Origin of the sequence: Variovorax robiniae, assembly GCF_037889955.1 — a bacterium.
In the GTDB taxonomy this organism is placed as follows: domain Bacteria; phylum Pseudomonadota; class Gammaproteobacteria; order Burkholderiales; family Burkholderiaceae_C; genus Variovorax; species Variovorax robiniae.
In genome coordinates this window covers 241218-267072 of sequence record NZ_JBBKZS010000009.1, presented here as the reverse complement: position 1 = coordinate 267072, position 25855 = coordinate 241218, and the positions used below count along the sequence as shown (strand labels likewise).

Annotated in this window: 26 protein-coding genes and 1 riboswitch; of the genes, 5 read left to right on the top strand and 21 right to left on the bottom strand. The window is 66.1% G+C overall.

Annotated elements, in window-relative coordinates; all coding sequences use genetic code 11:
• Positions 1 to 2: 2 nt before the first annotated feature.
• Both WKW79_RS21740 and WKW79_RS21735 read right to left on the bottom strand, forming a co-directional pair.
• On the bottom strand, positions 3 to 869 hold the full coding sequence (locus WKW79_RS21740; RefSeq protein ID WP_340337320.1) for an alpha/beta hydrolase: 867 nt from the start codon (positions 867 to 869) through the stop codon (positions 3 to 5).
• Positions 870 to 874: 5 nt separating this feature from the next.
• Complete coding sequence (locus WKW79_RS21735; RefSeq protein WP_340337279.1) at positions 875 to 2371, bottom strand: M20 family metallopeptidase; 1497 nt, start codon at positions 2369 to 2371, stop codon at positions 875 to 877.
• A 193-nt stretch (positions 2372 to 2564) separates the two neighbouring features.
• Between WKW79_RS21735 and WKW79_RS21730 the strand changes: the two genes are divergently transcribed.
• Positions 2565 to 3344: a DUF72 domain-containing protein gene (locus WKW79_RS21730; RefSeq protein ID WP_340337278.1), complete on the top strand. Its 780-nt coding sequence runs from the start codon at positions 2565 to 2567 to the stop codon at positions 3342 to 3344.
• On the opposite strand, the gene WKW79_RS21725 is transcribed toward WKW79_RS21730, so the two are convergent.
• The 8 genes from WKW79_RS21725 to WKW79_RS21690 form a co-directional block, all read right to left on the bottom strand.
• Positions 3341 to 3904 carry a bactofilin family protein gene (locus WKW79_RS21725; protein ID WP_340337277.1) on the bottom strand — a complete coding sequence of 188 codons (564 nt, stop codon included), beginning with the start codon at positions 3902 to 3904 and terminating at the stop codon, positions 3341 to 3343. The genes WKW79_RS21730 and WKW79_RS21725 overlap by 4 nt on opposite strands.
• Before the next feature lie 224 nt (positions 3905 to 4128).
• A complete protein-coding gene (locus tag WKW79_RS21720) occupies positions 4129 to 4713 on the bottom strand; it encodes an IMPACT family protein (protein ID WP_340337276.1) in 585 nt (194 codons plus the stop codon).
• A gap of 6 nt (positions 4714 to 4719) precedes the next feature.
• The gene (gene otnI, locus WKW79_RS21715; protein WP_340337275.1) at positions 4720 to 5541 is read right to left on the bottom strand and encodes a 2-oxo-tetronate isomerase; all 822 of its coding nucleotides are present in this window, start codon (positions 5539 to 5541) and stop codon (positions 4720 to 4722) included.
• Positions 5542 to 5589: 48 nt separating this feature from the next.
• Positions 5590 to 6267 (bottom strand): class II aldolase/adducin family protein, encoded by a 678-nt coding sequence (locus tag WKW79_RS21710; RefSeq protein WP_340337274.1) that lies wholly within the window; start codon positions 6265 to 6267, stop codon positions 5590 to 5592.
• Positions 6264 to 7526, bottom strand: coding sequence for a 3-oxo-tetronate kinase (gene otnK / locus WKW79_RS21705; protein WP_340337273.1), 1263 nt, complete (start codon positions 7524 to 7526; stop codon positions 6264 to 6266). The genes WKW79_RS21710 and otnK overlap by 4 nt, the downstream gene beginning before the upstream one ends.
• Positions 7527 to 7609: 83 nt before the next feature.
• Complete coding sequence (gene metW, locus WKW79_RS21700) at positions 7610 to 8194, bottom strand: methionine biosynthesis protein MetW (protein WP_213957298.1); 585 nt, start codon at positions 8192 to 8194, stop codon at positions 7610 to 7612.
• Positions 8191 to 9351, bottom strand: a complete 1161-nt coding sequence (metX, locus tag WKW79_RS21695; protein WP_340337319.1) for a homoserine O-succinyltransferase MetX — start codon at positions 9349 to 9351, stop codon at positions 8191 to 8193. Before metX ends, metW begins: the two co-directional genes overlap by 4 nt.
• A gap of 194 nt (positions 9352 to 9545) precedes the next feature.
• Positions 9546 to 10106 carry a TMEM165/GDT1 family protein gene (locus tag WKW79_RS21690; protein ID WP_340337272.1) on the bottom strand — a complete coding sequence of 187 codons (561 nt, stop codon included), beginning with the start codon at positions 10104 to 10106 and terminating at the stop codon, positions 9546 to 9548.
• A 7-nt stretch (positions 10107 to 10113) separates the two neighbouring features.
• Positions 10114 to 10297: riboswitch (yybP-ykoY riboswitch) on the bottom strand.
• 248 nt (positions 10298 to 10545) lie between these two features.
• On the opposite strand from WKW79_RS21690, the gene WKW79_RS21685 reads away from it, so the two are divergent.
• Positions 10546 to 11073: an RNA recognition motif domain-containing protein gene (locus WKW79_RS21685; RefSeq protein ID WP_340337271.1), complete on the top strand. Its 528-nt coding sequence runs from the start codon at positions 10546 to 10548 to the stop codon at positions 11071 to 11073.
• Between the two features lie 105 nt (positions 11074 to 11178).
• On the opposite strand, the gene WKW79_RS21680 is transcribed toward WKW79_RS21685, so the two are convergent.
• From WKW79_RS21680 to WKW79_RS21665, 4 genes are read right to left on the bottom strand one after another with little or no spacing between them, the layout of a single operon-like run.
• Positions 11179 to 11958, bottom strand: a complete 780-nt coding sequence (locus WKW79_RS21680) for an SDR family oxidoreductase (RefSeq protein WP_340337270.1) — start codon at positions 11956 to 11958, stop codon at positions 11179 to 11181.
• The gene (lptC, locus tag WKW79_RS21675; RefSeq protein WP_422823937.1) at positions 11955 to 12644 is read right to left on the bottom strand and encodes an LPS export ABC transporter periplasmic protein LptC; all 690 of its coding nucleotides are present in this window, start codon (positions 12642 to 12644) and stop codon (positions 11955 to 11957) included. Before lptC ends, WKW79_RS21680 begins: the two co-directional genes overlap by 4 nt.
• Complete coding sequence (locus WKW79_RS21670) at positions 12641 to 13192, bottom strand: KdsC family phosphatase (RefSeq protein WP_340337317.1); 552 nt, start codon at positions 13190 to 13192, stop codon at positions 12641 to 12643. Before WKW79_RS21670 ends, lptC begins: the two co-directional genes overlap by 4 nt.
• 8 nt (positions 13193 to 13200) lie before the next feature.
• Entirely contained in the window at positions 13201 to 14202 is a 1002-nt protein-coding gene (locus WKW79_RS21665) for a KpsF/GutQ family sugar-phosphate isomerase (RefSeq protein ID WP_340337269.1), read from the bottom strand.
• Between the two features lie 100 nt (positions 14203 to 14302).
• Between WKW79_RS21665 and WKW79_RS21660 the strand changes: the two genes are divergently transcribed.
• Positions 14303 to 16288: a cation:proton antiporter domain-containing protein gene (locus WKW79_RS21660; protein ID WP_340337268.1), complete on the top strand. Its 1986-nt coding sequence runs from the start codon at positions 14303 to 14305 to the stop codon at positions 16286 to 16288.
• Positions 16289 to 16294: 6 nt separating this feature from the next.
• Here WKW79_RS21660 and WKW79_RS21655 read toward each other — a convergent pair whose 3' ends face one another.
• From WKW79_RS21655 to rpmH, 7 genes are all read right to left on the bottom strand, one after another.
• The gene (locus tag WKW79_RS21655; protein WP_340337267.1) at positions 16295 to 17011 is read right to left on the bottom strand and encodes a hypothetical protein; all 717 of its coding nucleotides are present in this window, start codon (positions 17009 to 17011) and stop codon (positions 16295 to 16297) included.
• Positions 17012 to 18124: 1113 nt separating this feature from the next.
• Positions 18125 to 18592, bottom strand: a complete 468-nt coding sequence (locus WKW79_RS21650) for a Crp/Fnr family transcriptional regulator (RefSeq protein WP_340337266.1) — start codon at positions 18590 to 18592, stop codon at positions 18125 to 18127.
• A gap of 83 nt (positions 18593 to 18675) precedes the next feature.
• Positions 18676 to 20085 carry a tRNA uridine-5-carboxymethylaminomethyl(34) synthesis GTPase MnmE gene (mnmE, locus tag WKW79_RS21645; protein WP_340337265.1) on the bottom strand — a complete coding sequence of 470 codons (1410 nt, stop codon included), beginning with the start codon at positions 20083 to 20085 and terminating at the stop codon, positions 18676 to 18678.
• A 73-nt stretch (positions 20086 to 20158) separates the two neighbouring features.
• Positions 20159 to 21904, bottom strand: a complete 1746-nt coding sequence (gene yidC, locus WKW79_RS21640; RefSeq protein WP_340337264.1) for a membrane protein insertase YidC — start codon at positions 21902 to 21904, stop codon at positions 20159 to 20161.
• Entirely contained in the window at positions 21901 to 22185 is a 285-nt protein-coding gene (yidD, locus tag WKW79_RS21635; RefSeq protein ID WP_340337263.1) for a membrane protein insertion efficiency factor YidD, read from the bottom strand. The genes yidC and yidD overlap by 4 nt, the downstream gene beginning before the upstream one ends.
• Positions 22185 to 22622 (bottom strand): ribonuclease P protein component, encoded by a 438-nt coding sequence (locus WKW79_RS21630; RefSeq protein ID WP_340337262.1) that lies wholly within the window; start codon positions 22620 to 22622, stop codon positions 22185 to 22187. The genes yidD and WKW79_RS21630 overlap by 1 nt, the downstream gene beginning before the upstream one ends.
• Before the next feature lie 80 nt (positions 22623 to 22702).
• Positions 22703 to 22837, bottom strand: a complete 135-nt coding sequence (rpmH, locus tag WKW79_RS21625; RefSeq protein WP_007834827.1) for a 50S ribosomal protein L34 — start codon at positions 22835 to 22837, stop codon at positions 22703 to 22705.
• 285 nt (positions 22838 to 23122) lie between these two features.
• Between rpmH and dnaA the strand changes: the two genes are divergently transcribed.
• Positions 23123 to 24502, top strand: coding sequence for a chromosomal replication initiator protein DnaA (dnaA, locus tag WKW79_RS21620; RefSeq protein WP_340337261.1), 1380 nt, complete (start codon positions 23123 to 23125; stop codon positions 24500 to 24502).
• 56 nt (positions 24503 to 24558) lie between these two features.
• Complete coding sequence (gene dnaN / locus WKW79_RS21615; RefSeq protein ID WP_340337260.1) at positions 24559 to 25677, top strand: DNA polymerase III subunit beta; 1119 nt, start codon at positions 24559 to 24561, stop codon at positions 25675 to 25677.
• The last annotated feature ends 178 nt before the right edge of the window (positions 25678 to 25855 follow it).

Below are 25855 nucleotides of genomic sequence, written 5' to 3'. Positions count from 1 at the left end.
ACTCAACAGTGCTTGTCGAGCCAACTGCGCAAGGTTGCGAACACGGCCTTCGCGTTCATCTCGTTGAAGATCTCGTGGAACAGCCCGTCGAAGCAGGTCGCAGCCACGATGCCATCCTGCGGCGCGGCCCGCGCGAAGGCTTTGCTTGCACCCGGTCGCACGATCTTGTCGGCGCCGGCATAGAGCAGCAGGGTGGGCACCTTCCAGTGCCGTGCCACGGACTGCACCACCGCGCCTTCTTCCGCGAGAAAGCTCGCCAGGCGGCCGCAGATGCGGTCGTGGTTGAGCGGGTCGTCGCGGTAGGCCTGCACCACGGCCGGGTCGTGCGAGATGTGTTCGACGTTGATGCCGTTGCCCACGCGCAGGTTCGGCGCGATCTTGGGCAACACGGCCAGCAACATCTTCTGCATGGCATCCAGGCCCGGATCGAACGCGGGGGAGGACATGATCAGCGCCTCGACCGGCCGCACCTCGCGTGCAATGAAGCTGGCCGCGATCAGACCGCCCATGCTGTGGCCGAGCAGGATCAATGGCGTGTCGGGGCAGACGCGGCGCGTCTCGTCGACCACGGCGGCCAGGTCGTCGATCAGGCGCATCGCGCTCGGCAGTCCGCCCCGCGGGCCGCTCGACCGGCCATGGCCGTAGTGGTCGTGCGCGCGCACGTCGAAGCCCCAGGCGTTGAGCCGTTGTGCCACATGGTCGTAGCGGTCCATGTGTTCGCCCAGGCCATGCGTGATCTGGACGACCGCGCGCGGCGTCGTGCCTTCGACGGTCCACTCGCGCAGCGCCAGCGTCTCGCCGTCGGGCCGCCGCAAGGTCAGGCCGTCCACCTCGGCGGCGATGGCCTCGACTTCCGCAGGGGCGAGCATCTGGTTCACGCCGTGGCCATCGCGTGTGACACGGGCAATGCGGCGATCACTTCGGACACCGCGGCCGTGAGCTTCTTGGCATAGGGTACGTTCAGGAACTCGTTGGGCCCGTGCGCGTTGCTCTTGGGCCCGAGCACCCCGCAGACCATCATCTGCGCCGTGGGGAAGCCCTTGGTCAGCATGTTCATGAGCGGGATCGTGCCGCCCTGGCCGATGAAGCCGCAGGACGCGCCGAAATGCGCCCGGCTGGCGGCATGCAGCGCCTGCTCGAACCACGGCGTGATGGTCGGCGCGTTCCAGCCCGTCGCAGCGCTGCCGCCCTCGAAGGTCACGCGGGCCTTGTACGGTGCGTTGTCTTCCAGCAATGCCTTGAGTTGCTGCACGGCTTCGTCCGCCTGCACCAGCGGGGGCAGGCGCAGCGACAGCTTGAACGCCGTGTACGGGCGCAGCACGTTGCCGGCGTCCTTGAGCGCAGGGAACCCCTCCGCGCCGGTGACGCTGAGGGTCGGCTTCCAGGTGCGATTGAGCAAGGCCTCGACCGGGTCGGTGGTGGTAGGCAGCGCGAAGGCCGTAGCGCCTTCGCAGTCATAGTGGGCCCAGGGGAAGCGCTTGTAGACCTCCTCGCCCAGGATGGCGGCCGTGGCCTTGGCCTGCGCGAGCCGGTCGGCCGGCACTTCGCAATGGAAGCTGGCGGGGAGCAGGCGGCCGGTCTTGCTGTCCTCGAGCCGGTCGAGCACCTGGCGCATGATGCGGAAGCTCGAAGGCACCAGGCCCGACGCGTCGCCGGAGTGGATGCCTTCGGTCAGCACCTCGACCTTGAGCGTGCCGCTGGCCATGCCGCGCAGGGAGGTGGTGAGCCAGAGCTGGTCGTAGTTGCCGGCGCCGGAGTCCAGGCAGATCACCAGTTCCACATTGCCAAGCCGGGGCCGCAATGCATCGACGTAGGGCAGCAGGTCGTAGGAGCCGCTTTCCTCGCAGGTTTCGATCATGCCGACGATGCGCGGATGGGCCGCGCCCTGCGCCTTGAGTGCCTGGATCGCAGCGATGCTGGCATAGACCGCGTAGCCATCGTCGGCGCCGCCGCGACCGTAGAGCAGGCCGTCTTCGTACTTGGGCGTCCAGGGGCCGAGGTCATTGCGCCAGCCGCTGAACTCGGGCTGCTTGTCGAGGTGGCCGTACATGAGCACGGTCTCGGTCATCGTCGTGCCGGTGGCCGCCACCTCGAAGAACATGACTGGCGTGCGGCCTTCGATGCGCACGATCTCCAGCTTGAGGCCTTCGACCTTCTGGTCCTCGACCCATTTCGCGGCATTGCGCAACACGGTCTCGAGGTAGCCGTTGGCCGACCACTCCTGGTCGAAGCCGGGCGACTTGGCGGGGATCTCGATGTAGCTGCTGAGCTGCTTGACGATGTCGCCGTCCCACTGGGCGGAGACATCGGAGAGGGCGCGCTCAGCGTCGAGCTGGCCGGCTGGAATTTCACGGTGCAGGGGGGCGTTCATCGGGGAGATTCTCTGACGGGACGATGCGCGATTTTGCGCTGGATCACAGGTCGTTGAAAGCGGGATCGGATACCGGACGCAGAGGACGCGAAGGTTTCGCGAAGGTCGCGAAAGAACAGCCAAAAAATGATGTCCTCTTTTGAGACTTCTGCGTAACCTTTGCGGCTTCAGCGTTCAAAGGAAGTCCGCATTCATGGCCACCTCCAAGCACCCCGTCCGCGTCGGCATCGGCGGCTGGACCTTCGAACCCTGGCGAGACAACTTCTATCCGAAGGGCCTGTCGCAGAAGCTCGAGTTGCAGTACGCGAGCCGGCACCTCACGGCCATCGAGGTCAACGGCACCTACTACAGCACCATGAAGCCCGATAGCTTTCGCAAGTGGCATGACGAGACACCGGACGACTTCATGTTCTCGCTCAAGGCCTCGCGCTTCGCGACCAACCGCAGGGTGCTGGCGGAGGCGGGTGATTCGATCGCGCGCTTCATCGGCAGCGGCATTGCCGAACTGGGCGACAAGCTGGGCCCGATCGTCTGGCAGTTCATGCCGACCAAGCAGTTCGATGCGGAAGACTTCGAGGCCTTCCTGGCCTTGTTGCCGAAGAAGGAGGGCAGCCGTACGCTGCGCCATGTGATGGACGTGCGGCATGAGAGCTTCATCTCGCCGGACTACCAGAAGCTAGCGAAGAAGTACAAGGTGTCGACGGTGTTCACCGATTCGGACAAGTTCCCGTCCTTCGAGGAACCCGAGGGCGACTTCGCGTATGCGCGCCTGATGATGTGCGCCGCCGACCTGCCCACGGGCTATGCACCGCAGGCGCTCGACGAATGGGCCAAGCGGGCCAAGGCATGGACCACATCGCCGGTGAAGCGGGACGTGTTCGTCTTCATGATCAATGGCGCAAAGGAACGCGCACCCGCAGCGGCGGGCGCGTTGCTGGAGCGCCTGGGCTGGACGCCCAGCGAGAAGGCTTAGGCCGCGGCTTGCAGGGCCGGCTTGCTTTCTGCCGGCTTGCTGTCGGCAACCGCGGGCTTGCTGTCGCTCTTCGCCGTGCCGAAGGTGATCTCGCCCGAGAGCTGGCCGCCTTCCTCGATGACGATCTTGCCGTAGCGAATCTTGCCGGTGACCTTGCCGGTCGAGTGGATGACGAGTCGCTCACGCACCGTGAGGTTGCCGTCGAAGGTGCCATGGATCTCGGCGATGTCGATCTCGGCGGAGCCCTTGTAGGCGCCTTGCTCGGCGATCTGCATCACGCGCGATTCCATCGTCGCCTCGACCAGGCCTTCCACCACGAGCGTGTCGCAGTCCGTGATCTCGACGCCCTTGAGCTTGATGTTCGGGCCGACGGTGAGCTTGCTGCCGCCTTCCTTCACCGGTGGAGCAACGGCATTGGCAACTTGTGCATTGACGAGCGAAGCCTGGTTCACGGGGGAGCCTGACAGGTTGGTTGGCGAACCCACCAGCGGAGCCGGGCGGGAAGGAACGTTGTCGGTATCGCTGGTGCGCTTGCCGAAGAAGGGGGACTGAGTGGCCAAAGGTGTAGCTCCTGGAAAAGTTGACTATCGTAAGAACGCACTTCCGCACCTCATTACTTCATTGGGAAAGATGCGTAACCAAAAACGTTACTTGTCGAACTCCCCTTGAACTTTTGCCTGCGTTGTGGCAGGCGCAAAAGGCACTGGCTTTTGCTCCGCGCGGCGCGCCTTTTCGTCCGCGCGCTATGAAATCCATAGCATGGTAGGCGCCATGCCTCGAAGATTCAAGCCCGCCAGTCGACGCGGCCTTGTGAGGCATCGTCGAGGCGCGCCACAAAGGCTGCCGCCTGCGACGCAGCGAGCGACAGCCTGAACTGCACCAGCGCCTCATGGCGCACCTCCTCGAGCACACCGCCGGCTGCGACGATCTCCCGTCGCACCAAGCCTTCGAGCGCATAGTTCACGGCACAGCAGAGACTGCGTTGCTGAACCAGCGGCACGGGCATCGCCGTGAGCAGCGCTTGCGCCACGCAATCGGTGTATGCGCGAACGAGTCCGCCCGCGCCCAGCTTCACACCGCCGAAGTAGCGCACGACCGTGGCCAGCACGCCTTCCAGTTGTTGATGCCGCAGCACTTCGAGCATCGGCCGGCCGGCGGTGCCGCCGGGCTCGCCGTCGTCATTGGCGGCCGACTGGCCGCCCGCCATCAGCGCCCAGCAGACATGGGCTGCACCTGGATGCTGCGTCCGCAGGCTTTCCACCACCGCCAGCGCCGCAGGCCGGTCGGCCACCGCTTGCACGCAGCCGATGAAGCGGCTCTTCTTGAGCAGCAGCTCGCTGTGGACCGGTTCAGCGAGCGTGAAGGACATTCACATTCACAGGAGGCCGCGCGCCCAGCCCAGCCCTTCACTGGTGCCGACGCGGGGACGGTACTCGCAACCGATCCAGCCATCCCAGTGGCCTTCGGCGGCAAGTTCGTCGATGACGCTGAACAGATAGGGATGGTTGAGTTCGCCGATGTCGGGCTCATGCCGCTGCGGCACGCCGGCGATCTGCATGTGGCCGACGCGGCCGGTCGGCAGGTACTTGCGCAGCTTCATCGCCACGTCGCCTTCGACGATCTGCACGTGATACAGGTCCATCTGCACGCGCAGGTTGAGCGCGCCGACCGCCTCGACAATGTCGTGCGCATGGTCCTGCCGGTTGAGGAAGAAGCGCGGCACGTCGCGCGTGTTGATCGGCTCGATCAGGATGTCGCGGCCGGACTTGGCGGCTTCGACGGCGGCCCAGTGCAGGTTGTCCATGTACACGCCGCGCAGGCCCTCGCGGGTCTGGTCGTCGGCCAGCAGACCGGCCATCACGTGGATGCGCGGGCAGTCAAGCGCAGCGGCATATTCGAGCGCACGCTGCACGCCGTAGCGGAACTCGGCCTCGCGGCCCGGCACGCTGGCGGTGCCGCGCGCACCCTGTTCCCAGGCCGTGTTGTTGGTCTCGGGCGAATCGCCGCCGGGCGGGGCGTTGAACAGCACCTGCTGCAGGCCGTTGGCCTTGAGGCGCGCAGACAGTTCGTTCGCGGGGAAGGCATAGGGGAACAGATACTCCACCGCCTTGAAGCCATCGCGCGCGGCGGCCTCGAAGCGATCCATGAAGGGCAGGTCGGTGTAGAGCATCGACAGGTTGGCGGCAAAGCGGGGCATGGGTGTCTCCTCGGGGTGTTGGTGGCGCGCGACTTGTTCGTGTGTGTTCTACCAGCGCGCGCCGAAGCTGGCGCGCAACTCGTCGATGGCGGGCTGGTCCAGCGGGGCTGGATAGCGATCGCGCGTGAGCAGCCACAGGCGCGCCGTTTCCTCGAGTTCCTCGAGCGTGGCCATCGCGGCGGCGGGCGTGTCGTGCCACACGTTGGGGCCGAGGCGCTCGAGCATCACGGCGCGGATCGGCACGCCGCTTTCGCCATGGCGCGTGATGGACCGCGCCACCGCCTCGGCGGCTTCGGGAGCGCCGGGGCGGTGATAGGGAATCAGCGGCACATGGCCGACCTTCATGATGAAGTAAGGCGTCAGTGGTGGCAGCAGTTCCTCAGCGGCATGCGCCGGCGAATCCAGGCTCAGTGCCACGCAATGCGTGCTGTGCGTGTGGATCACGCAGCGCGTGTCGGCATCGAAGCGCCTCGCTGCCGTGTAGATGCGCATGTGCAGCGAGATGGTCTTGCTGGCGCGGTCTCCGCTCGTCTGCCGGCCGTCGGCATCGAGCCGTGCAAGGCGCGCCGGGTCGAGCGCACCCAGGCAGGCATCGGTGGGTGTGATGAGATGGCCGCCATCCTCCAGCCGAACGCTGATATTGCCGGCGGTCGCATGCACGTAGCCGCGCGCGAACAGGCTGGCACCCACGCGGCAAATCTCCTCGCGCGCCTGGGACTCGGTCATGCGCTGAAGGCCTTGGTGAAGAAGTCGTCGGTGCCGAAGTTGCCGGACTTGAGCGCGATGTGCATGCCCGGTGCCGGTGCGACATCGGCCAGCGCATGGCACCAGGGCACGCCTGGGTCGATCTGCGCACCGATCTGCAATTGCGCGATGCCGAGCGCCTGCACGCAGGCGCCCGATGTCTCGCCGCCCGCGACCAGCAGCCGCCGCACGCCGCGCTCGACCAGGCCGCGCGCCACGGCTGCCAGCGTGCGTTCCATCAACGCGCCCGCAGCCTCGACGCCCAGCTGCCCCTGCGTGGCCTTGACCTCCTGCGGATCGGCGGTGGAGTAGACCAGCACCGGCCCTCTGGCCAGCATCGGCGCGGCCCACGCCAGCGCCTCTTCGGCACTCTGCCGCCCCTCGGACACGGCAATCGGGTCCAGCGCCAGCGCCGGATGGCCGCGCGCAATGAAGTCCCGCACCTGCCGGTTGGTGGCCGTGGAACAACTGCCCGAGACCACCGCATGCAAGCCGCTCACCGGTGGCAGCGCCGCTGCGCGCGGCGAGGGCGCGATGCCGAAATTGCCCGGCAGCCCGATGGCCACGCCCGAGCCCGCCGTCACCAGCGGCATGTCGGCCAGTGCAGGACCGAGCCGCAGCAGGTCGTCGTTGGACACCGCATCGACGACGGCGATGCCGACGCCATCGGCCTTGAGTTGCGCGATGCGCGCACGCACCGCATCGGCGCCCGCGGCCACCGCACGATGGTCGATCAGCCCGACCTTGCGCCGGCACTGCGCCTGCATCACGCGCACCAGGTTCGCGTCTGTCATCGGCGTCAGCGGGTGGTCCTTCATGCCGCTCTCGCTGAGCAGCATGTCGCCGACGAACAGGTAGCCCTTGAACACCGTGCGCTGGTTGTCGGGAAAGGCCGGCGTGGCGATGGTGAAGTCGGTGGACAGCGCGTCCATCAGCGCCTCGGTGACCGGGCCGATGTTGCCTTGCGGCGTGCTGTCGAAGGTCGAGCAGTACTTGAAGTAGACCTGCTTCACGCCCTGCGCCTGGAGCCAGCGCAAGGCCTCCAGCGATTGCGCGATGGCATCGGCCGGTGCGATGGTGCGCGATTTGAGCGCGACCACGACGGCATCTACCTCGGCGCCCAGCGGCCCCTTGGGCACACCGATGGTCTGCACCACGCGCATGCCGGCGCGCACCAGGTTGTTGGCGAGATCGGTCGCGCCCGTGAAGTCGTCGGCTATGCAGCCCAGGGGGAAGCTCATGACGTGTCGGCCTGCTGTTGTTGTTGCGATTGGCGGCCGCAAAGCTTACTACCCGCGCCCGTCACGCGGGCCAGTGGCAATACTCAGGCGCGCTCGAACTTGAACACCGCCGTGCTGGCGCGTGCGTTCGGCAGCCAGCGCACCTCGCGTTCGTTCTGCAGGCCGAACGCGTCGAGCAGGCGCAGCTTGTTGCGCTGCGCGAGCACCTCGAAATCCTTGAAGGTGCCGACACGGATGTTCGGCGTGTCGTACCACTGGTAGGGCAGCCGGCGCGTGACCGGCATGCGCCCGCGCGCCACGCTCAGGCGGTTGGGCCAGTGCGCGAAATTCGGGAACGCGACGATGCCGATGCGGCCCACGCGCGCGGTCTCGCGCAGCATGATCTCGGCATTGCGCAGGTTCTGCAGCGTGTCGATCTGCAGCACCACGTCGAAGGACGCGTCGCCGAACATCGTCAGGCCTTCGTCGAGGTTCAACTGCAAGACGTCGACACCGCGCTGCACGCATTTGATGACGTTGCCGTCGGCGATCTCCACGCCGTAGCCGCTGCAGCCGCGCTCGCGTTGCAGCAGGTCGAGCAAGGCGCCGTCGCCGCAGCCGAGGTCGAGCACGCGGGAGCCTTGCGGCACGAGTTGCGCGATGAGTCTTTGGGTGGCGAGGTCGCTCATGCTCGGCCTCCTTCATTGCCGAGTGCGATCCGATCGAAGAAGGAACGCACCACCCCGAAGTAGCGTGCGTCGTCGAGCAGGAAGGCATCGTGGCCGTGCGGCGCATCGATCTCGGCGTAACTCACGCTCCGGCGGTTGTCGAGCAGCGCCTTGACGATCTCGCGGCTGCGAGCCGGCGAGAAGCGCCAGTCGGTGCTGAAACTCACGAGCAGGAACTTGGCCGTGGCCTTGGCCAGCGCCTCGGTGAGGTTGCCGCCATGGGCCCGCGCCGGGTCGAAGTAGTCGAGCGCGCGGGTGATGAGCAGGTAAGTGTTGGCATCGAAGTACTCGGCGAACTTGTCGCCCTGGTAGCGCAGGTAGCTTTCGATCTGGAACTCGACTTGCTGTGTCGAATAGCGGTAGTTCGGTCCGGCCGCTTCGCCCTCGGTCATGCTGCGCAGCATGCGGCCGAACTTCTCGTTCATCACGTCGTCGCTGAGGTAGGTGATGTGGCCGATCATGCGGGCGATGCGCAGGCCGCGCTTGGGCACCACACCGTGCTCGTAGAAGTGGCCGCCGTGGAAATCCGGGTCGGTGACGATGGCGCGGCGCGCGACTTCGTTGAAGGCGATGTTCTCGGCCGTGAGGTTGGGCGCGCTGGCCACGACCACGGCGTGGCGCACGCGGTCGGGGTACTGCAAGGTCCAGCTAAGGGCCTGCATGCCGCCGAGGCTGCCGCCCATGACGGCGGCGAGCGTCTGGATGCCCAGGGCTTCGAGCAGCACCGCCTGTGCATCGACCCAGTCCTCGACCGTCACCACCGGGAAGTCCGCACCATAGACACGGCCGGTCGTGGGGTCCACGTGCATCGGGCCGGTCGAGCCAAAGCAGGAGCCGAGGTTGTTCACGCCGATCACGAAGAAGCGATCCGTGTCCACCGGCTTGCCCGGGCCGATCATGTTGTCCCACCAGCCTTCCGACTTCGGCTTGCCCGCATAGCTGCCGGCCACGTGATGGTCGGCATTGAGCGCGTGGCAGATCAGGACGGCGTTGCTGCGGTCCGCATTGAGCGTGCCGTAGGTTTCGTAGGCGAGCGTGTAGTCGGCGATCGACGCACCACTGCGCAGCGCCAAGGGGCGCGCGAAGGACATCGACTGGGGAACGGCTTCGAACATCAGTGTCCCTCCACAGGGCAGCGATCGACGAAGTGATGAGCGTGGGCAGATGTGCGCATGAAAAAACCCGGCCTCGCCAAAAAACGAGCCGGGTCGGCCACGGTCTTTAGCTGAATTTGTTAAGCGCCCGCAAGCTGTAGCAAATCGGCGCGAGGGGAGTATATCTCCGCGGGCCCGATGCAGCCCGCACCGGGGGCTTAGCCAAGGATCGCAATGATCCCGAGCCCGAGGAAGATCACCGCCGACACGCCATGCACCAGCTTGATCGGCACGCGCCGCATGATGCGTTCACCGAAGAACACCACCGGCACGTTGGCCAGCATCATGCCCAGCGTGGTGCCGGCCACAACCCAGATGTAGTCGTTGACGAAGCGTGCCGCGAGCATGACCGTGGCAATCTGGGTCTTGTCGCCCATCTCGGCCAGGAAGAACGCGATCACCGTGGTGCCGAAGACGCCGAAGTGCGAGCGGGCCGCGCCTTCTTCCTCGTCGAGCTTGTCGGGGATCAGCATCCAGATCGCCATCGCGATGAAGGACACGCCCAGGATCCAGCGCAGGGCGACCGGTCCGAGCCAGTGCGTGACGAAGGTTCCGACCGCGCCCGCCAAGGCATGGTTGACGATCGTTGCGGCGAATATGCCTATGACGATTGGCCAGGGTTTGCGAAAACGCGCGGCCAGCACCAGGGCGAGAAGTTGGGTCTTGTCGCCCATTTCCGCGAGCGAGACGATGCCCGTCGCAACCAGAAATGCTTCCATGATGTGTGAGTTCCTCAGGCCGAAGGACGCAATTGACCATGCAACACCTTCGGCCATATTCCCGAAGTTGCACAGTCAAAGGTCTCGCCAGGTGGGAAACTGCTTACGCCATGTTCTGCTGGGCGCAGGACAAGTCTGTTGACGCAAGCCCTTCTCGCAATGGAAGGCGGCTACTCCCCAATGACAGCAGACATTCTAGCCCGGCGACAAGGTTTGTACGTCAGTGTGTACTGACTTTCTTAGTTACTCAAGCGTGGCGCGAGATACAAATTTACTCTTGCACAATGTGTATTTCACACATAATGAGCGAGCGTACCTCCGCAACATTTGGATGACGCAAATGTGGGTGATCGGCCAGTTTCGCGCGACTCAGCGTTTCAAGTTGGATATGCAGTCGGGACTCCATCGCTTTCTTTGATGTGTTTATAGGAGTCCCGTCATGGGCAACAAACTGTACGTCGGCAACCTGCCATATTCCGTGCGCGACGGAGACCTCGAACAGGCCTTCGGGCAATTTGGCGCCGTGACCAGCGCCAAGGTCATGATGGAACGCGACACCGGACGCTCGAAGGGCTTCGGGTTCGTCGAGATGGGCAGCGACGCCGAAGCGCAAGCTGCCATCAACGGTATGAATGGTCAACCGCTCGGCGGCCGCAGTGTCGTCGTGAATGAAGCACGTCCGATGGAAGCTCGCCCGCCCCGCAGCGGTGGCTACGGCGGCGGTGGCGGCTACGGCGGCGGTGGTTCTGGCGGCGGCGGCTACGGTGGCGGTGGCTCCGGCGGTGGCGGCGGTCGCAGTGGTGGCGGCGGCTACGGTGGCGGCGGCGGTGGTCGCGGCGGCTACGGCGGTGGCGGCGGTGGTGGCGATGGCGGTTTCCGCAGCCCCTACGGCGCCGGCCCGCGTGGCGGTGGCGGCCGCAGCGGTGGCGGCTACGGCGGCAACAACGGCGGCAACAGCGGTTATTGATCGGTCGGCGCGCGCGCCCAAGTCAAAAGGCTCCCTCGGGAGCCTTTTTTGTTGCCTGTCTGGCCGGTCTCCGAACAGCTTTCCGCGTGGACGTCCTATGTGGTCTCAACTTTCGCCGAGGCGCTTCTTGCGCCCCCGACCCTGCACTGCGCGGTCGTACACGGCATCAGGGAGGACGCGCATGAGCTTGGCGACTACGCCCATCTGCCACGGAATCACGCGATAGCTCACACCTTGCTCGATGGCACGGAAGGCCTGGTCGGCGAACGCCTCCGGCTTCATCAGGAAGGGCATGCCGTAACGGTTGCCCTGGGTCAGCGGCGTGTCGATGTAGCCGGGGCAGATGGTGACGACCTTGACGCCGCTGGCGCGCATTTCGCCGCGCAGGCTTTCGCAGTACGCGACCACGCCGGACTTGCTGGCGCAATAAGCGCCATGGCCCGGCAGTCCGCGGATCGACGCCACGCTGCCGATGCCGACCAGGCGCCCGCTGCCACGCGCGGCCATCGCGGCGACGAAGGGATGGAAGGTGGCGGCCAGGCCGACGTTGTTGGTGGCGAAGGTGCTGGCCATGACATCGAGGTCGCTGCGTTCCGCGGTGTCCATGCCGATGCTGACGCCCGCATTGGCGATCACCACGTCGGGCACGCCTTGTTCGGCGATGCAGGCCTTGCCGGCGGCCACGATGCTGTCGATCAGGGCCACGTCGGCGCCATAGACGCGGTAGCGCGCGGCGTCCAGCTTGCGCTCTGCCGCCCAGGATGCGATCTGCTCGGTGCGCCGAGCCACCAGCGCGAGGCTGTAGCCCGCGTCGTAGAAACGCGCCGCCAGCGCCTGGCCGATGCCGCTCGAAGCGCCTGTGATAAAGACCAGGCCTTGCGTCATTGCTTCCCTTTTTTCTTGTTGTTGTCAGCCTTGGGCGGCGTTGCGGTGGCCGCGGACGCCGGCGGCATCAGCACGCCGCGAACCCGCCCGTTCAGGTTGGCCACGCCGCTGAGGTTGTCATAGTCCATGGCATCGGCCGTGAAGCGGTCCGTGCCACGGGTCAAGGTGACCGGCTTGTCGGAGCGGACGCGTTCGGTATCCATGTAGGCATGCAGGAACTCGCCGCGGAATTCCAGCCGGGGCAAGGGCTTGCCGCTCGGGCTCACGGCCGCGTCGCGGACCACGATCGCATTGCCGAAAAGTTGCACCTCGCTGACGTCGCTGTTGGACAGGCCGCGGTCGGCCGAGGCATGCGTGACCAGCCCCTGCGGCGAGATGGAGCGCACGCGGACCTGGTCGACTTCGATGGTGTCGTTGTCGGCATAGTGCCGCCCTTCGGTGCCGGCAAGCTCGCTGCGGAGTTCGCCGTTCGGCAGGAAGTTCTTCACCACGAAGCCGCGCATGAAGTAGTCCGGGTCGTGGGTGGCTTCCTCCTTGGGCATGGGGACGGCCAGGCGCGGCGCATTGCGCACCAGCCAGTAGGTGCCCAGCGCCAGCGCACCCGCCACGATGATCGGCAGGTAGAGGCTGACGCGGTCGACACCGCGCCGCAGCAGGCCGAGCAGTCGCCGGGCGCCGGCGGTCAAGCGACCGGCCCCCGCGCCACGTCGAGCAGGCGACGGTAGTGCCCGGTGGCTGTAAGCAAGAGGTCGCAGAACTCGCGGGCCGCGCCTTCGCCGCCGCGCGCGCTGGTCACGTAGTTGGCAATGGCGCGGACCTCGGCATGCGCATTGGCCGGGGCAGCCGCGAAGGCGCAGCGGACCAGCACCGGCAGGTCGGGCCAGTCGTCGCCGATCGCGGCGGCCTGCTTCCAACCGAAGCCCAGCGCGGCCAGCATGGCCTCGGCGGCGGGCAGCTTGTTCTCGGTGCCGTAGCGCACGTGCTCGATGCCGAGTGCTTCGAGGCGCACGCGCAGCGGCTTCGAATCGCGACCGGTGATCACGGCCGGCGTGATGCCGGCCTGGCGCAGCAGCTTCAGGCCGAGGCCGTCGAGGATGCTGAAGCGCTTGAGCGTTTCGCCGTGTTCGCTGAAGTAGACGCCGCCATCGGTGAGCACACCGTCGACGTCGAAGAAGACGACGCGCACGTCCTGCGCGGCGAGCAGTGTTTCAGTGTCGAACCGGACGCTCGGCATGTCCGTCATCAGATGACCTTCGCACGCATCAAGTCGTTGATGCTGATGGCGCCGATGAGCAGGCCGGCCGCATCCGTGACCAGGATGCTGGTGATGCGGTATTGCTCCATCAACTCGGCCGCTTCCACGCCGAGCGCATCGGCGCGCATCGTGCGGGGTCCCTTGTGCATGACGTCGCCCGCAGTCAGCTCGCGCAGGTCCGCGCCGGTTTCGACAAGGCGGCGCAGGTCGCCGTCGGTGAAGATGCCGATCGCGCGGCCATCGGCATCGACCACCGCGGTGGCGCCCAGGCCCTTGGAGCTCATCTCGCGCATCAACTCGCTGAGCGTGGCGCCGGGCGAGACGCGGGGCACATGGTCGCCGCTGCGCATCAGGTCGCTGACGTGCGTGAGCAGCTTGCGGCCGAGCGCGCCGCCGGGATGCGAACGTGCGAAGTCCTCGGCGCCGAAGCCTCGGGCGTCGAGCAGGGCCACGGCCAGCGCATCGCCGAGCGCCATCTGCGCGGTGGTGCTGGCGGTGGGTGCGAGGTTGAGGGGGCAGGCTTCCTTCTCGACGCCGCTGTCGAGCACGACGTCGGCATGGCGGGCCAGCATGGAATCGAGGCCGCCGGTGATCGCGATCAGGGGAACGCCCTGGCGCTTGACCACGGGCAGGATCGCGGCGAGTTCATCGCTCTCGCCGCTGTTGGAAATGGCGAGCACCAGGTCGACCGTCTTGATCATGCCGAGGTCGCCATGGCTGGCCTCGGCCGGGTGCACGAACATCGCCGGCGAGCCGGTCGATGCCAGGGTGGCCGCGATCTTGCGTCCGACATGGCCACTCTTGCCCATGCCCATGACGACCACACGACCCCGCACATTCAGGATGCGCCGGACCGCCTCCACGAAACTCGGGCCGACGCGATCCTTCAGGCCGAGCACGGCGGCGGCTTCGATGTCGAAGGTCAGGCGTGCGCGCGCCAGCAAGGCATCGGCGTCGGTGCCGGGCGACAGGTCGGGGAGGGAACTCATCGGCGGGATTTTAGGCGGGGGCTCTCGCGTCGATACCGCTTTGCCGGCGCGGCCGCGCCATGGTGGCTCCAAACGCCCGGAGTTCCTCTAGCATCGGACCATGTCGGCGCTCCAACTCACCCTCCTGTACCTGCTGGCCGCGGTCGTCGGCGTGGTGGCATGCCGCTCGCTCAAGCTGCCGCCGATGCTGGGTTACCTGGTGGCCGGCGTGATCATCGGGCCGCATGCGATGGCGCTCGCGGACAACTCGGATGGCATCCAGCACCTGGGCGAGTTCGGCGTGGTGTTCCTGATGTTCGTGATCGGGCTGGAGTTCAGCTTGCCCAAGCTGCGCGGGATGCGCAAGCATGTGTTCGGGCTGGGGCTCTTGCAGGTGTTGTTGACGATGGCCATGGCCACATCGGGTGCGTTGGTCGTCGCCACGTGGCTTCCGCCGCAATGGCGGCTGGGTTGGCAGACCGCGCTGGCGCTGTCGGCCGCGCTCACCATGAGCAGCACCGCGATCGTGGTCAAGTTGATGGCCGAACGCCTTGAACTGGAAAGCGAGCACGGCAAGCGCGTGATGGGCGTGCTGCTGTTCCAGGACCTGGCAGTGGTGCCGCTGCTGGTGCTCATTCCGGCCCTGGGCGCGCCGGCCGAGGCCATGTTCAAGGCCCTGGCGCTCGCGGTCGCGAAGGGCGGCTTCCTGGTGTTCATCCTGCTCTATGGCGGGCCACGCGTGATGCGCTGGTGGCTCACCATCGTGGCCCGCCTGCGCAGCGAGGAGTTGTTCATCCTCAACGTGCTGCTGCTCACGCTGGGCATGGCCTGGCTGACACAGTTCGCCGGGCTCTCGCTGGCACTCGGTGCTTTCATCGCCGGCATGCTGGTGTCGGAGACGGAGTTCAAGCACCAGGTGGAGACCGACATCCGGCCCTTCCACGACGTCCTGCTCGGGCTGTTCTTCATCACCATCGGCATGACGCTCGACTGGCACGTCGCCGTCCAGCGCTGGGCCCTGGTGCTGGTGCTATTGGCGCTACCACTGCTGTTCAAGCTACTGCTGGTGACCGTGCTGGCGCGCGTGCTGGGCGCGACCAGCGGCGTGTCATTACGCACCGGCCTCTACCTGGCGCAGGCGGGCGAGTTCGGCTTCGTGCTGCTGGCGCTGGCGAGCGACCGCAACCTGCTGCCGCAATGGCTGGCCAACCCGGTGCTCGCGTCGATGGTGCTGTCGATGCTGGCCACGCCCTTCATCATCCTCTACAGCAACAAGATCGTGCGCAAGCTCGTGGCCAGCGACTGGCTGCAACAGTCGCTGCAGATGACCAACATCGCGCGCAAGACCATCAACACCAGCCGGCACGTCATCATCTGCGGCTACGGCCGCTGCGGCCAGAACCTGGCACGCATGCTGGAGCGGGAAGGCATTCCGTACATGGCGCTCGACCTGGACCCCGACCGCGTGCGGCAGGCGGCGGCGGCCGGCGATTCCGTGGTGTTCGGCGACGCCGCGCGGCTGCAGGCGATGATGGCCGCGGGCCTGGCGCGGGCCAGCGCCGTGGTCGTGACCTACCTCGACGTGCCGGGCGCGATCAAGGTGCTGGCCAACATCCGGGCCCATGCGCCGCAGGTGCCGGTCATCGTTCGCACGCAGGACGACCACGACCTGGAACGGCTGCGCACGGCCGGCGCCACCGAAGTGGTGCCCGAGGCCATCGAGGGCTCACTCATGCTCGCAAGCCATGCCCTGGCGCTGGTCGGCGTGCCGATGCGGCGCGTGATCCGTGTGGTGCAGGAGCAGCGCGACGCGCGTTACGACCTGCTGCGCGGCTACTTTCATGGCGCCGACGACGACAATGCCGACGAGGTCGACCATGAGCGCCTGAACTCCTTCACGCTGACGCCAGGCGCGCGTGCGATCGGCCAGCCGTTGGCCCGGCTGGCACTGCATGCCGTGGGGGTTCGCGTGGCCAGCCTGCGCCGCCAGGACGGCAAGGCCGTCCCGCTGCAGGAGGACACCCAGTTGGCGGACGGCGATACGCTGGTGCTGTCGGGCAAGCCGGGGGCCTTGGCCATCGCCGTCGACAAGCTGCAGAAGGGGTGAATTGGCCTAGATCTGGTCCGAACTGCCGCGCGTCGACGTGGCGCGCTCGACCGCATCGCCCGCCGTCCAGCGATCGTCGACCAGCACGAAGCTCTTGCGTTGCGTCAACGCCCAACCATGCGGCCCGGCATGCCAGCGCGCGCTGCGCCAGCCGGGCAGTTCGCCGGCCAGCGCTTCGCCGACGCCGGGCATTGCCAGCCACGGCGCAGGCCCGTCCAGCGTCCAGCGGACATCGGCCAGCACGCCGGTGTAGCGCTTGCCGCGCAAGCGCATCTCTTCGACCCGCCCGACGTTCGACACCGAATCGAGCCGTACGCCGCGGGCCACGCAGAGCCGCTTGCCGCCACCCCAGCGGGCGAGTTCCGGCAAGGGCTGGTAGATCGAGATCGGCTGCGACAGGAAGCCCCCGGACTGCCCGCTGCTCGGACTCTCGTACAGCCCCGCCTCGACCAGCATGTTCATCCACGACAAGGTTGCCACGTTGCCGGTCTGCACGTTGACGGGCTCCTGGTCATAGGCGATGCCATTGGCCACGCAGATGGGGTCGCGACCAGGCGCCACCTGGCCGTTCGCGATCGCGTTCGACATGGCTGCGAGCAGGGCCGCCGACGTGGCCGGCGGCGGGGCGAGCCAGCGCTGCACGCCGATGCCGCCAGCCGTCACCAGCGCAACCGCGGCAATGCCGCCCCACAGCGCGATGCGGCGACGGCGATGCGCGGACATGGAGGCGCCGCACTGGTCGCAGAATCGCGAGGCGCCCTCGATTTCCCGGGAACAAGCCGGACAAAGCATTTCTTTTCAACTCCCTGACCTTGCACCCGCCCGGCTCAATTGGCCAAGGTCGGATTGCGTTTCTCTTCTTCAATTCTCTGCTGTGCGCGAACCGCCTCGCATTGTGCGGTGGCCTTGAACTCTGCCATGGCGCATTGGGCCGCCATGCATTGGGCCTTGGCAATGAAGTTCCGGCCTTCGCAGGCGGCTTGCGGATTCGGCGGAGGGGGTGGCGGCGCTGGCGCCGGTGCGGGCGCCTCTGCCACCACGGCCGGCGGCGTTGCAACGGGCGCCGGAGCGACGACCGCGGCCTTCCGGGGCTTCGGTGCCGCGGCAACGGGCGCGCGAGCGGGTGGCGCGACTTCCGCAGCGGGTGGCTGAACAGGCTGAATTAGCTGGGGCGGTTGCGTTGGTGAAGGCTGGACGTACTCGGCCAGCGAAGGTGCTTGCGGCGCCGGCGTGGTCGCAGCCGCCTCCGGAGCAGGCGACGCTGCGGGCGTTGGGGCGGCAACCACCGGCGCAGGGGCGACAGCTTCCGCCGGCGGCAACGTGTTGGTGCCACGCACGGCATACCAGGCACCGGCTCCTGCAAGGACAACCACGAGGACAGCGACGCCGACACCTGGAATCCGGCTGCGATTCGGTGCCGAATTCCGCAGCGCCTGCGGCACGGTCGTGGATGCCCGCCGCGCCGGGGATGACTGGCTCGGGACTGGCGCGGGTGCGTTCACAGCCGACACGGCTGGCCGTCGGACCGGTGCCGGAACCGGCTCCGGACGGGGATGCGGGGCGGGTGCCGGCACACTGGGATCGAATACGCCCACGGCCACTTCCGGCGCCCGCGCAAGGGGCGCAGGGGCGGTGGCTGGCCATGCGGCATCTTCCTCGGACTCGGGGGCGAAAGAAGTCGCACGCGTCGGCGCGGCTGCCGACAATCTGGACCCGCAGTTCTTGCAGAACCTGGCGGCATCGCGGTTGGTTGCGGCGCAAGCCGCGCATACCACTGACATGTCGGCGCCTTTCAATCTGCAACCGCGACCGGCGACCGGCGAAGTCGCGCCTGCATCAGGTGACCGCCACGCGCTTGGGCTTGTTGACCATGCGCCGGGCGATCACGGAGCCAAGCGCCAGCGTCAGTTCCAGCGCCACCGCGGGCTGGCGATTGGCCAGCTCGGCAAAGCGGATCGGACTCAGGCGCCAGACCCGTGCAGAGCCGGTCGCCACTACATTGGCCGAGCGCGGCAGCCGCGAGAAGAACGCCCCCTCGCCGACCACGGAGCCCGGATTGAGGATCGCGAGTTGCATCTGGCCTTCCTCGCCCACCACATGCACGCTCAATGCGCCGCTCTCGATGAAGAACAGCGTGCGATCCTGGGTGCCCTGGTTGATGAGCACTTGCCCGGCGGGCATGTCGAGCGGCTGCAAGTAGGCGCCCAGGATGTCCCACTGCGCCTGCGAGAAGGCGGGGGCAAAGGCGTCATAACTTGTGTTCTGCGCGATGGCGCGACAGAGTTCCTGAATGGCGGAAGACATGGTTCAACCCTCGATGGCCGGTCGGAGTATGCGTGAATCGACATACTTGTGGGAACAATTGTCACAAATTTAAACCGTTCGTGTTACTTACCGATGCAAAAACGCGAAAATATCACGCCCAAAAGCTCGTCCGCGCCAAAGGCGCCGGTGATCTCATTGAGCGCGTTCTGTGCCAGGCGAAGTTCCTCGGCCAGCAAGTCCAATGCCGGCTCGCGAGCGGCGAGCCGATCGGCGGCCAGCGACAGATGGTCCGAGACACGGGCCAGCGCATGCACATGGCGGGCCCGCGCAAGGTACACCCCGTCCGGCACCGCTTGCCAGCCGGCAATGTCGAGCAGGCGCGTGCGAAGCGCCTCGATGCCGAAGCCGGTCTTCGCCGACAGGGCCAAACCCTCGTGCGGCTGCGAAGTGCTGGCGACTGCGTCATGCTTGTTCCAGACATCGAGCACCGGCACGCCGGCCGGCAGCTTGAGCCGCAGCGAATTCAGGATGTCGGCGTCTCCGGCCGCGTAGTCGGGTCGGTCCGTACGTGTGAGGTCGTGCAGGAACAGCACCGCGTCAGCCGATTCGATCTGGCTCCAGGCGCGCGCGATGCCGATCTGCTCGACCTCGTCGCTGCTCTCGCGCAGACCGGCGGTGTCAGCCACATGCACCGGCACGCCGTGGATCTGGATGGTCTTGGCCACCACGTCGCGCGTGGTGCCAGGTATGGCGCTGACGATCGCCAGTTCGGCGCCCGCCAGTGCATTCAACAACGAGCTCTTGCCCGCATTCGGCTGGCCCGCGATGACCACCTTGATGCCCTCGCGCAGCAGGGCACCTTGGCGCGCGCGCAGTTGCACCGTGGCCAGTTGCGCTTGCAGGGCGGCGAGCTGGCCGGTCGCGTCGGCCTTCTGGAGGAAGTCGATGTCCTCTTCCGGGAAGTCGAGCGTGGCCTCGACCAGCATGCGCAGGTGGATCAGCGCATCGCGCAGCACATGGATCTCGCGCGAGAACGCACCCGACAGCGAGCGGCCGGCGCTGCGTGCTGCCGCCTCGGTGCTGGCATCGATCAGGTCCGCGATCGCCTCGGCCTGCGCCAGGTCGACCTTGCCGTTCAGGAAGGCGCGCTGGCTGAACTCTCCGGGTTGTGCCACGCGCAGGCCGGGCAGTCGCGCGCGCCCGCTGGACGCATCGACTTCGTTCGCCGCTTCCAGACATCGGGCCAGCAGCAACTGCAGCACCACCATGCCACCGTGCGCCTGCAGTTCCAGGACGTCCTCGCCGGTGAAGGAATGCGGTGCTGGAAAGTGGATGGCCAGCCCATGGTCGACCGGCTCACCGGCCGCATCGCGGAAAGGCAGGTAGGTCGCTTCGCGCGCCTTGAGCGGCTTGCCGCAAAGCGCCTCGATCAAGGGCCCCAGTCGCGCGCCCGAGACGCGCACGATGCCGACCGCGCCGCGTCCGGGTGCGGTGGCGATGGCAACGATGGGGTCCGTGGCGTGGGCAAGCATGGGCGACATTCTTTCAGACCAAGAAAAAGGGCCGCGCATGGCGGCCCTTGGGAATCGGCGGATCAGGCCCGCATCACTTCATGCCGAGCACGCCCAGCCGCTTGTTGATGAACCACTGCTGCAGGATCGACAGCGAGTTGTTGGTGATCCAGTACAGCACCAGGCCGGCCGGGAAGAAGATGAACATGACGCTGAAGGCGAGCGGCATGATCCACATCAGGCGCGCCTGCATCGGGTCCGGCGGGGTCGGGTTGAGCCAGGTCTGGAACAGCGAGGTCGCCGTCATGACCACCGGCAGGATGAACCAGGGGTCCGGTGCCGACAGGTCATGGATCCACAGGATCCACGGTGCATGGCGCATCTCGACCGATGAGAGCAACACCCAGTACAACGCGATGAACACCGGGATCTGGATCATGATGGGGAAGCAGCCGCCCATCGGATTGACCTTTTCCTCGCGGTAGATCCGCATCATCTCCTGCTGCATTTCCTGCGGCTTGTCCTTCAGCCGCTCGCGCATCTCGGTGATCTTCGGATTGATGGCCTTCATCTTGGCCATGCTGGCGTAGGCCTTGGCATTGAGCCAGTAGAAGGCCGCCTTCAGCAGCACCACCAGCGCGACGATGGCCCAGCCCCAGTTGCCCAGGATGCCGTGCAGCTGGTTCAGCAGCCAGTAGAGCGGCTTGGAGATGATCGCGAAGATGCCGTAGTCCTTGACCAGTTCAAGGCCGGGCGCGAGCGCTTCGAGCTTCTTCTCTTCCTCGGGGCCGGCGAACAGGTCGGTGTCGACGGTTTGGGTCGCGCCAGGTGCGAGTTTGTTCAGCGGCAGCACCATGGCCAGCGAGTACTGGTTGTTGCCGAGGTCGGCCACGCGGAACTCGCGCTTCAGGTCCTTGCTGTCCGGCGCGTTGAGCAACCAGGCCGAGACGAAGTAGTGCTGCACCATCGCGATCCAGCCGTTGTTGGCGGCCGGCGGCACCTCGACCTTCTTCTTGGTGATGTCCGCGAAGTCGACCTTGTGGAATTTCTTCTCGTCGGTGTAGATCGCCGGGCCGGTGAAGGTGTTGGTGCCGAACATCGTGCTCGAGGCCACGGTGCCATGGCGCACGAACTGCAGGTAGAGCTGCGCGTCTCGCGGCTGGTCGGTCGTGTTCACGATCTGGTGCTTGACGCGGATGGAGTAGTCGCCGCGCGTGAACAGGTAGGTCTTGACGTACTTGAGGCCGCCCACGGGCTGCGACTCGAACACCACTTCCAGCGTGTTCTGGCCGTCGGCCATCTCGCGCGGGCCGGGCTTGGCCGTCATCTGGGTCAGGTGGGTGGGGAAGCGCTCACCGGTGTCGACCGGGTTCAGCAGGCCGGTCTGCGCGACATAGCGCGTGGCCGGCGAGCCGTCTTCCATCAAGGTCACGTCCTTGATCTCGTTCGGCGGCACAGGCCGGCCGATCAGCTTCATGAACCATTCGACCAGGCCGCCGTGGTTGGTCTGGTCGACGTACTTGCGCAACTCGAGCTGCGACAGCGTGCCGCCCTGGGCATCGATGGTCGCCTTGAACACGTCGGTCGACACGGTCACTTTTTCACCCACCGGCGCGGTGGCTTGTGCCGGCACGGCGGCACCACTGCCCGGGGTACCGGCCGCGGCCGCCGGCACGCCGCCTGGCGCCGCGCCGCCGGTAGTCGCCGGCTGGGTCGCCTTGGGATGTTCCGTGTTGAGGAAGGTCGGCTTGTTGCCGTTGTAGACCTGCCATTGGTCCCACAGGAGCACCAGTGAGAAACCAAAGATCACCCACAGGATGGTTCGGCGGATATCGTTCATGAAGAAGACTTCTTGTCGGAGATGAGAGATGTGAACAGGGCGCCTGAATCAGTCTTTGCAGACCCCCCTGCAGGCGGCACCGGATCATGCCCGCCTTTGCACCAGGGCTGGCAGCGGGCCAATCTTTTGAGCGTGAAATAACTGCCGCGTCCGGCGCCATGCACCTGCAGCGCCTCGATGGCGTAGAGGGAGCAGGTCGGCTCGAAGCGGCAGGAGGCGCCGAGCCATGGGCTCAGCAGCAGCCGGTAGGCCTTGACGATGCCGACCAGCAGGCGCTGCATCACGGCCTCGCCTTTCTGGAGGTGCTTGCAGCGCCGGCGGAGGGGGTCGCGGCTGCGCGCGCCAGCAGTTGCTGAAGCTCGGCGCGAACGGCCGCCTTCAGCTTCTCGGAGCTGGCGCTGATGAATTCCTTGCGATCGAAAGCGGCACGCAGGCGCACCACATGCGCCGCGCGCGGCAAGACGGCGCCCGACTGGGCGCTCACGTTGTAGACCTGCCGCTTGATCGCATTGCGCGTGACCGCCCGCTTGGCCCACCGCTTGGGCACCATGGCGCCGATCCACACGTCATCGACGGTGAACAGCGGTGCAGCGGAGGAATCAGCGGAAAGCGATGGGCCATCGAGCGCACAACGGTGCAGGGCGAAGTGAGCAGTGCGCGCCACGGTGGAACCCGCGAGGACGGCCTGGAATTGCGCGCGGGTCTTGAGCCGTTGCATGGGAACCGATGCGCCCGCCGCCAGGGCAGGCGATGGCTCCGATGGCTTGGTTGCCGGCAACGGCGCCCGCGGAGCTGCCGTCAGACGGCCAGGCGCTTGCGGCCCTTGGCGCGACGTGCGTTGATGACGGCGCGGCCGCCACGGGTCTTCATGCGGACGAGGAAACCGTGGGTACGGGCGCGGCGGACTTTGGATGCTTGGTAGGTGCGTTTCATGATGGTTCTTCCTGATTAGTCCGGCTCATCGATGCTTGTCGGATGACAGGTGACGCGCCGGACGCCCCCGAAACACACACACTAAGAGGCATTCAGGGAAACCCGCGATTATCGCAGACATTTTGTGTGGCAACAATGGAGGGTTGTTTAGTCGGGCTTTTGCGGGCACGTCGCGGACGTGTGGATAAGTTTTTGACAAGTTAGAATGCCCGGCGCTTCGCACCAGCAAATATCCACAACACAAACAAGAGATGACAGAGGGTTTCACCATTCGTCCGCAGCCCCATGTCAAGTGACAGCATAGGCGACAGCCTGTGGCAGGCTTGCGTCGACCAGCTCGCGCAGGAGCTGTCCGAACAGCAGTTCAACACCTGGATCAAACCGCTCACCGCACAGGTCGCAGAGGACCTGTCGCGCATGACGGTGTTCGTGGCCAACCGCTTCAAGCTGGACTGGATCCGGGCCCAGTACGCCGGCCGCATCGCCGCCATGGCGGAGAAGCTTTATGGTCAACCGGTGGCCGTTGAGTTAGCGCTTGCTCCGCGTGAAGCGCCCGTGCGGCCTTCGCCCATGGTGGCGCTGGCCGAGACCGATGTGCCCCGCGACGTGGCCGGCCCGGGCGAGGATCCGGTCGCTGCCGGCTTCAAGAACCGGTTGAACTCCGGCCTCACTTTCGAGACCCTGGTGGAAGGTACGGCCAACCGCATGGCACGCGCCGCGGCCATGCACGTGGCCGGCATGCCCGGCCATCTGTACAACCCGCTTTTTATCTACGGCGGCGTTGGTTTGGGCAAGACCCACTTGATGCACGCTGTGGGTAACCGCCTGCTCCAGGACAAGCCTGAATCGAAAGTTCTCTACATCCATGCCGAGCAGTTCGTGTCGGATGTGGTCAAAGCCTATCAGCGCAAGACTTTCGATGAGTTCAAGGAACGCTACCACTCGCTCGACCTGCTGCTGATCGACGACGTGCAGTTCTTCGCCAACAAGGACCGCACGCAGGAAGAGTTCTTCAACGCCTTCGAGGCCCTGCTCGCCAAGAAGTCGCACATCGTGATGACCAGCGACACCTATCCGAAGGGTCTGGCGGACATCCACGAGCGGCTGGTGTCGCGCTTCGATTCGGGCCTGACGGTGGCCATCGAGCCGCCGGAGCTCGAGATGCGCGTGGCCATCCTGATCAACAAGGCGCGCGCCGAGTCGGCCGAGATGCCCGAGGAAGTGGCTTTCTTCGTCGCGAAGAACGTGCGCTCCAACGTGCGCGAGTTGGAAGGCGCTCTGCGCAAGATCCTCGCGTACTCGCGCTTCAACCAGAAAGAGATTTCCATCGCGCTGGCCCGCGAGGCATTGCGTGACTTGTTGTCGATCCAGAATCGCCAGATTTCGGTCGAGAACATCCAGAAGACGGTGGCCGACTACTACAAGATCAAGGTCGCCGACATGTACAGCAAGAAGCGCCCGGCCAGCATCGCGCGGCCGCGCCAGATCGCGATGTACCTGGCCAAGGAACTCACGCAGAAGAGCCTGCCCGAGATCGGCGAGCTGTTCGGCGGACGCGATCACACGACCGTTCTGCACGCCGTGCGCAAGATCTCCGGCGAGCGGCAGCAGCTCACCGAACTGAATCAGCAACTGCACGTCCTCGAGCAGACGCTCAAGGGCTGATGATCCTCCAAGTGTTGGAACGCAATTCAAAGAAAGACTGGAAGAGGTAAGCAAGCATGATCGTCCTGAAGGCCACACAAGACAAAGTTCTCGCCGCGCTGCAATCGGTGTCCGGCATCGTGGAGCGGCGCCACACATTGCCCATCCTGGCCAACGTATTGATCCGCAAGACCGGCGGGCAACTGCAACTGACGACCAGCGACCTGGAGATCCAGATCCGCACCAGCGCCGAGCTCGGCGGCGACGAGGGCAACTTCACGACGACCGTCGGTGCGCGCAAGCTCATCGACATCCTGCGCACCATGCCGGCCGACCAGACGGTGAGCCTGGAATCGAGCGCGAGCAAGCTGGTGTTGAAGGGTGGCAAGAGCCGCTTCACGCTGCAGTCGTTGCCGGCCGAGGACTTCCCGCTGGTGCAGGAAGCCGCGAGCTTCGGCCCGGTGTTCAGCGTGCCGCAGAAGACGCTGAAGGACCTGCTGAGCCAGGTGTCCTTCTCGATGGCGGTGCATGACATCCGCTACTACCTGAACGGCATCCTGTTCGTCGCCGAAGGCAAGCAGTTGAGCCTGGTCGCGACCGACGGCCACCGCCTGGCCTTTGCCTCGGCCACGCTGGACGTAGAAGTGCCGCGCCAGGAAGTGATCCTGCCGCGCAAGACGGTGCTGGAAATGCAGCGCCTGCTGAGCGATGCCGGCGGTGAAGACCAGCCGGTCATCGAGATGCAGTTCGCGAGCAACCAGGCCAAGTTCAGCTTCGGCGGCATGGAATTCGTCACCAAGCTGGTCGAGGGCAAGTTCCCCGACTACAACCGCGTGATTCCCAAGAACCACAAGAACAGCGTGACCCTGGGCCGCGCGCCGCTGCTGGCCAGCCTCCAGCGCACCGCCATCCTGACGAGCGAGAAGTTCAAGGGTGTGCGACTGAACATCGAGCCGGGCACCTTGCGCATCGCATCGAGCAATGCCGAGCAGGAAGAGGCGCAGGACGAGCTCGACATCGACTACGGCGGCGACGCGATCGAGATCGGCTTCAACGTGACCTACCTGATCGAGGCGCTGGCCAACATGGGCCAGGACATGGTCAAGCTGGACCTGGCCGATTCGAACAGCTCTGCGTTGTTGACCATCCCTGAGAACGCTTCGTTCAAGTACGTCGTGATGCCGATGCGGATTTGAGGACAAGTCGGCTGCACGACGTGCGGCCGACCAGCCCCTTGCAAGGGGCGATGCCCGCAACGCGGCAAGCGTCGGTTGCGCGGCATCCCTGGACCAGAGAGAGAACGGTGACTCGCACCGAGTTGCCCGAGGAAGGAAAGTGATGAGCGAAGAAAACAAGCCCGAAGTACCGCACACC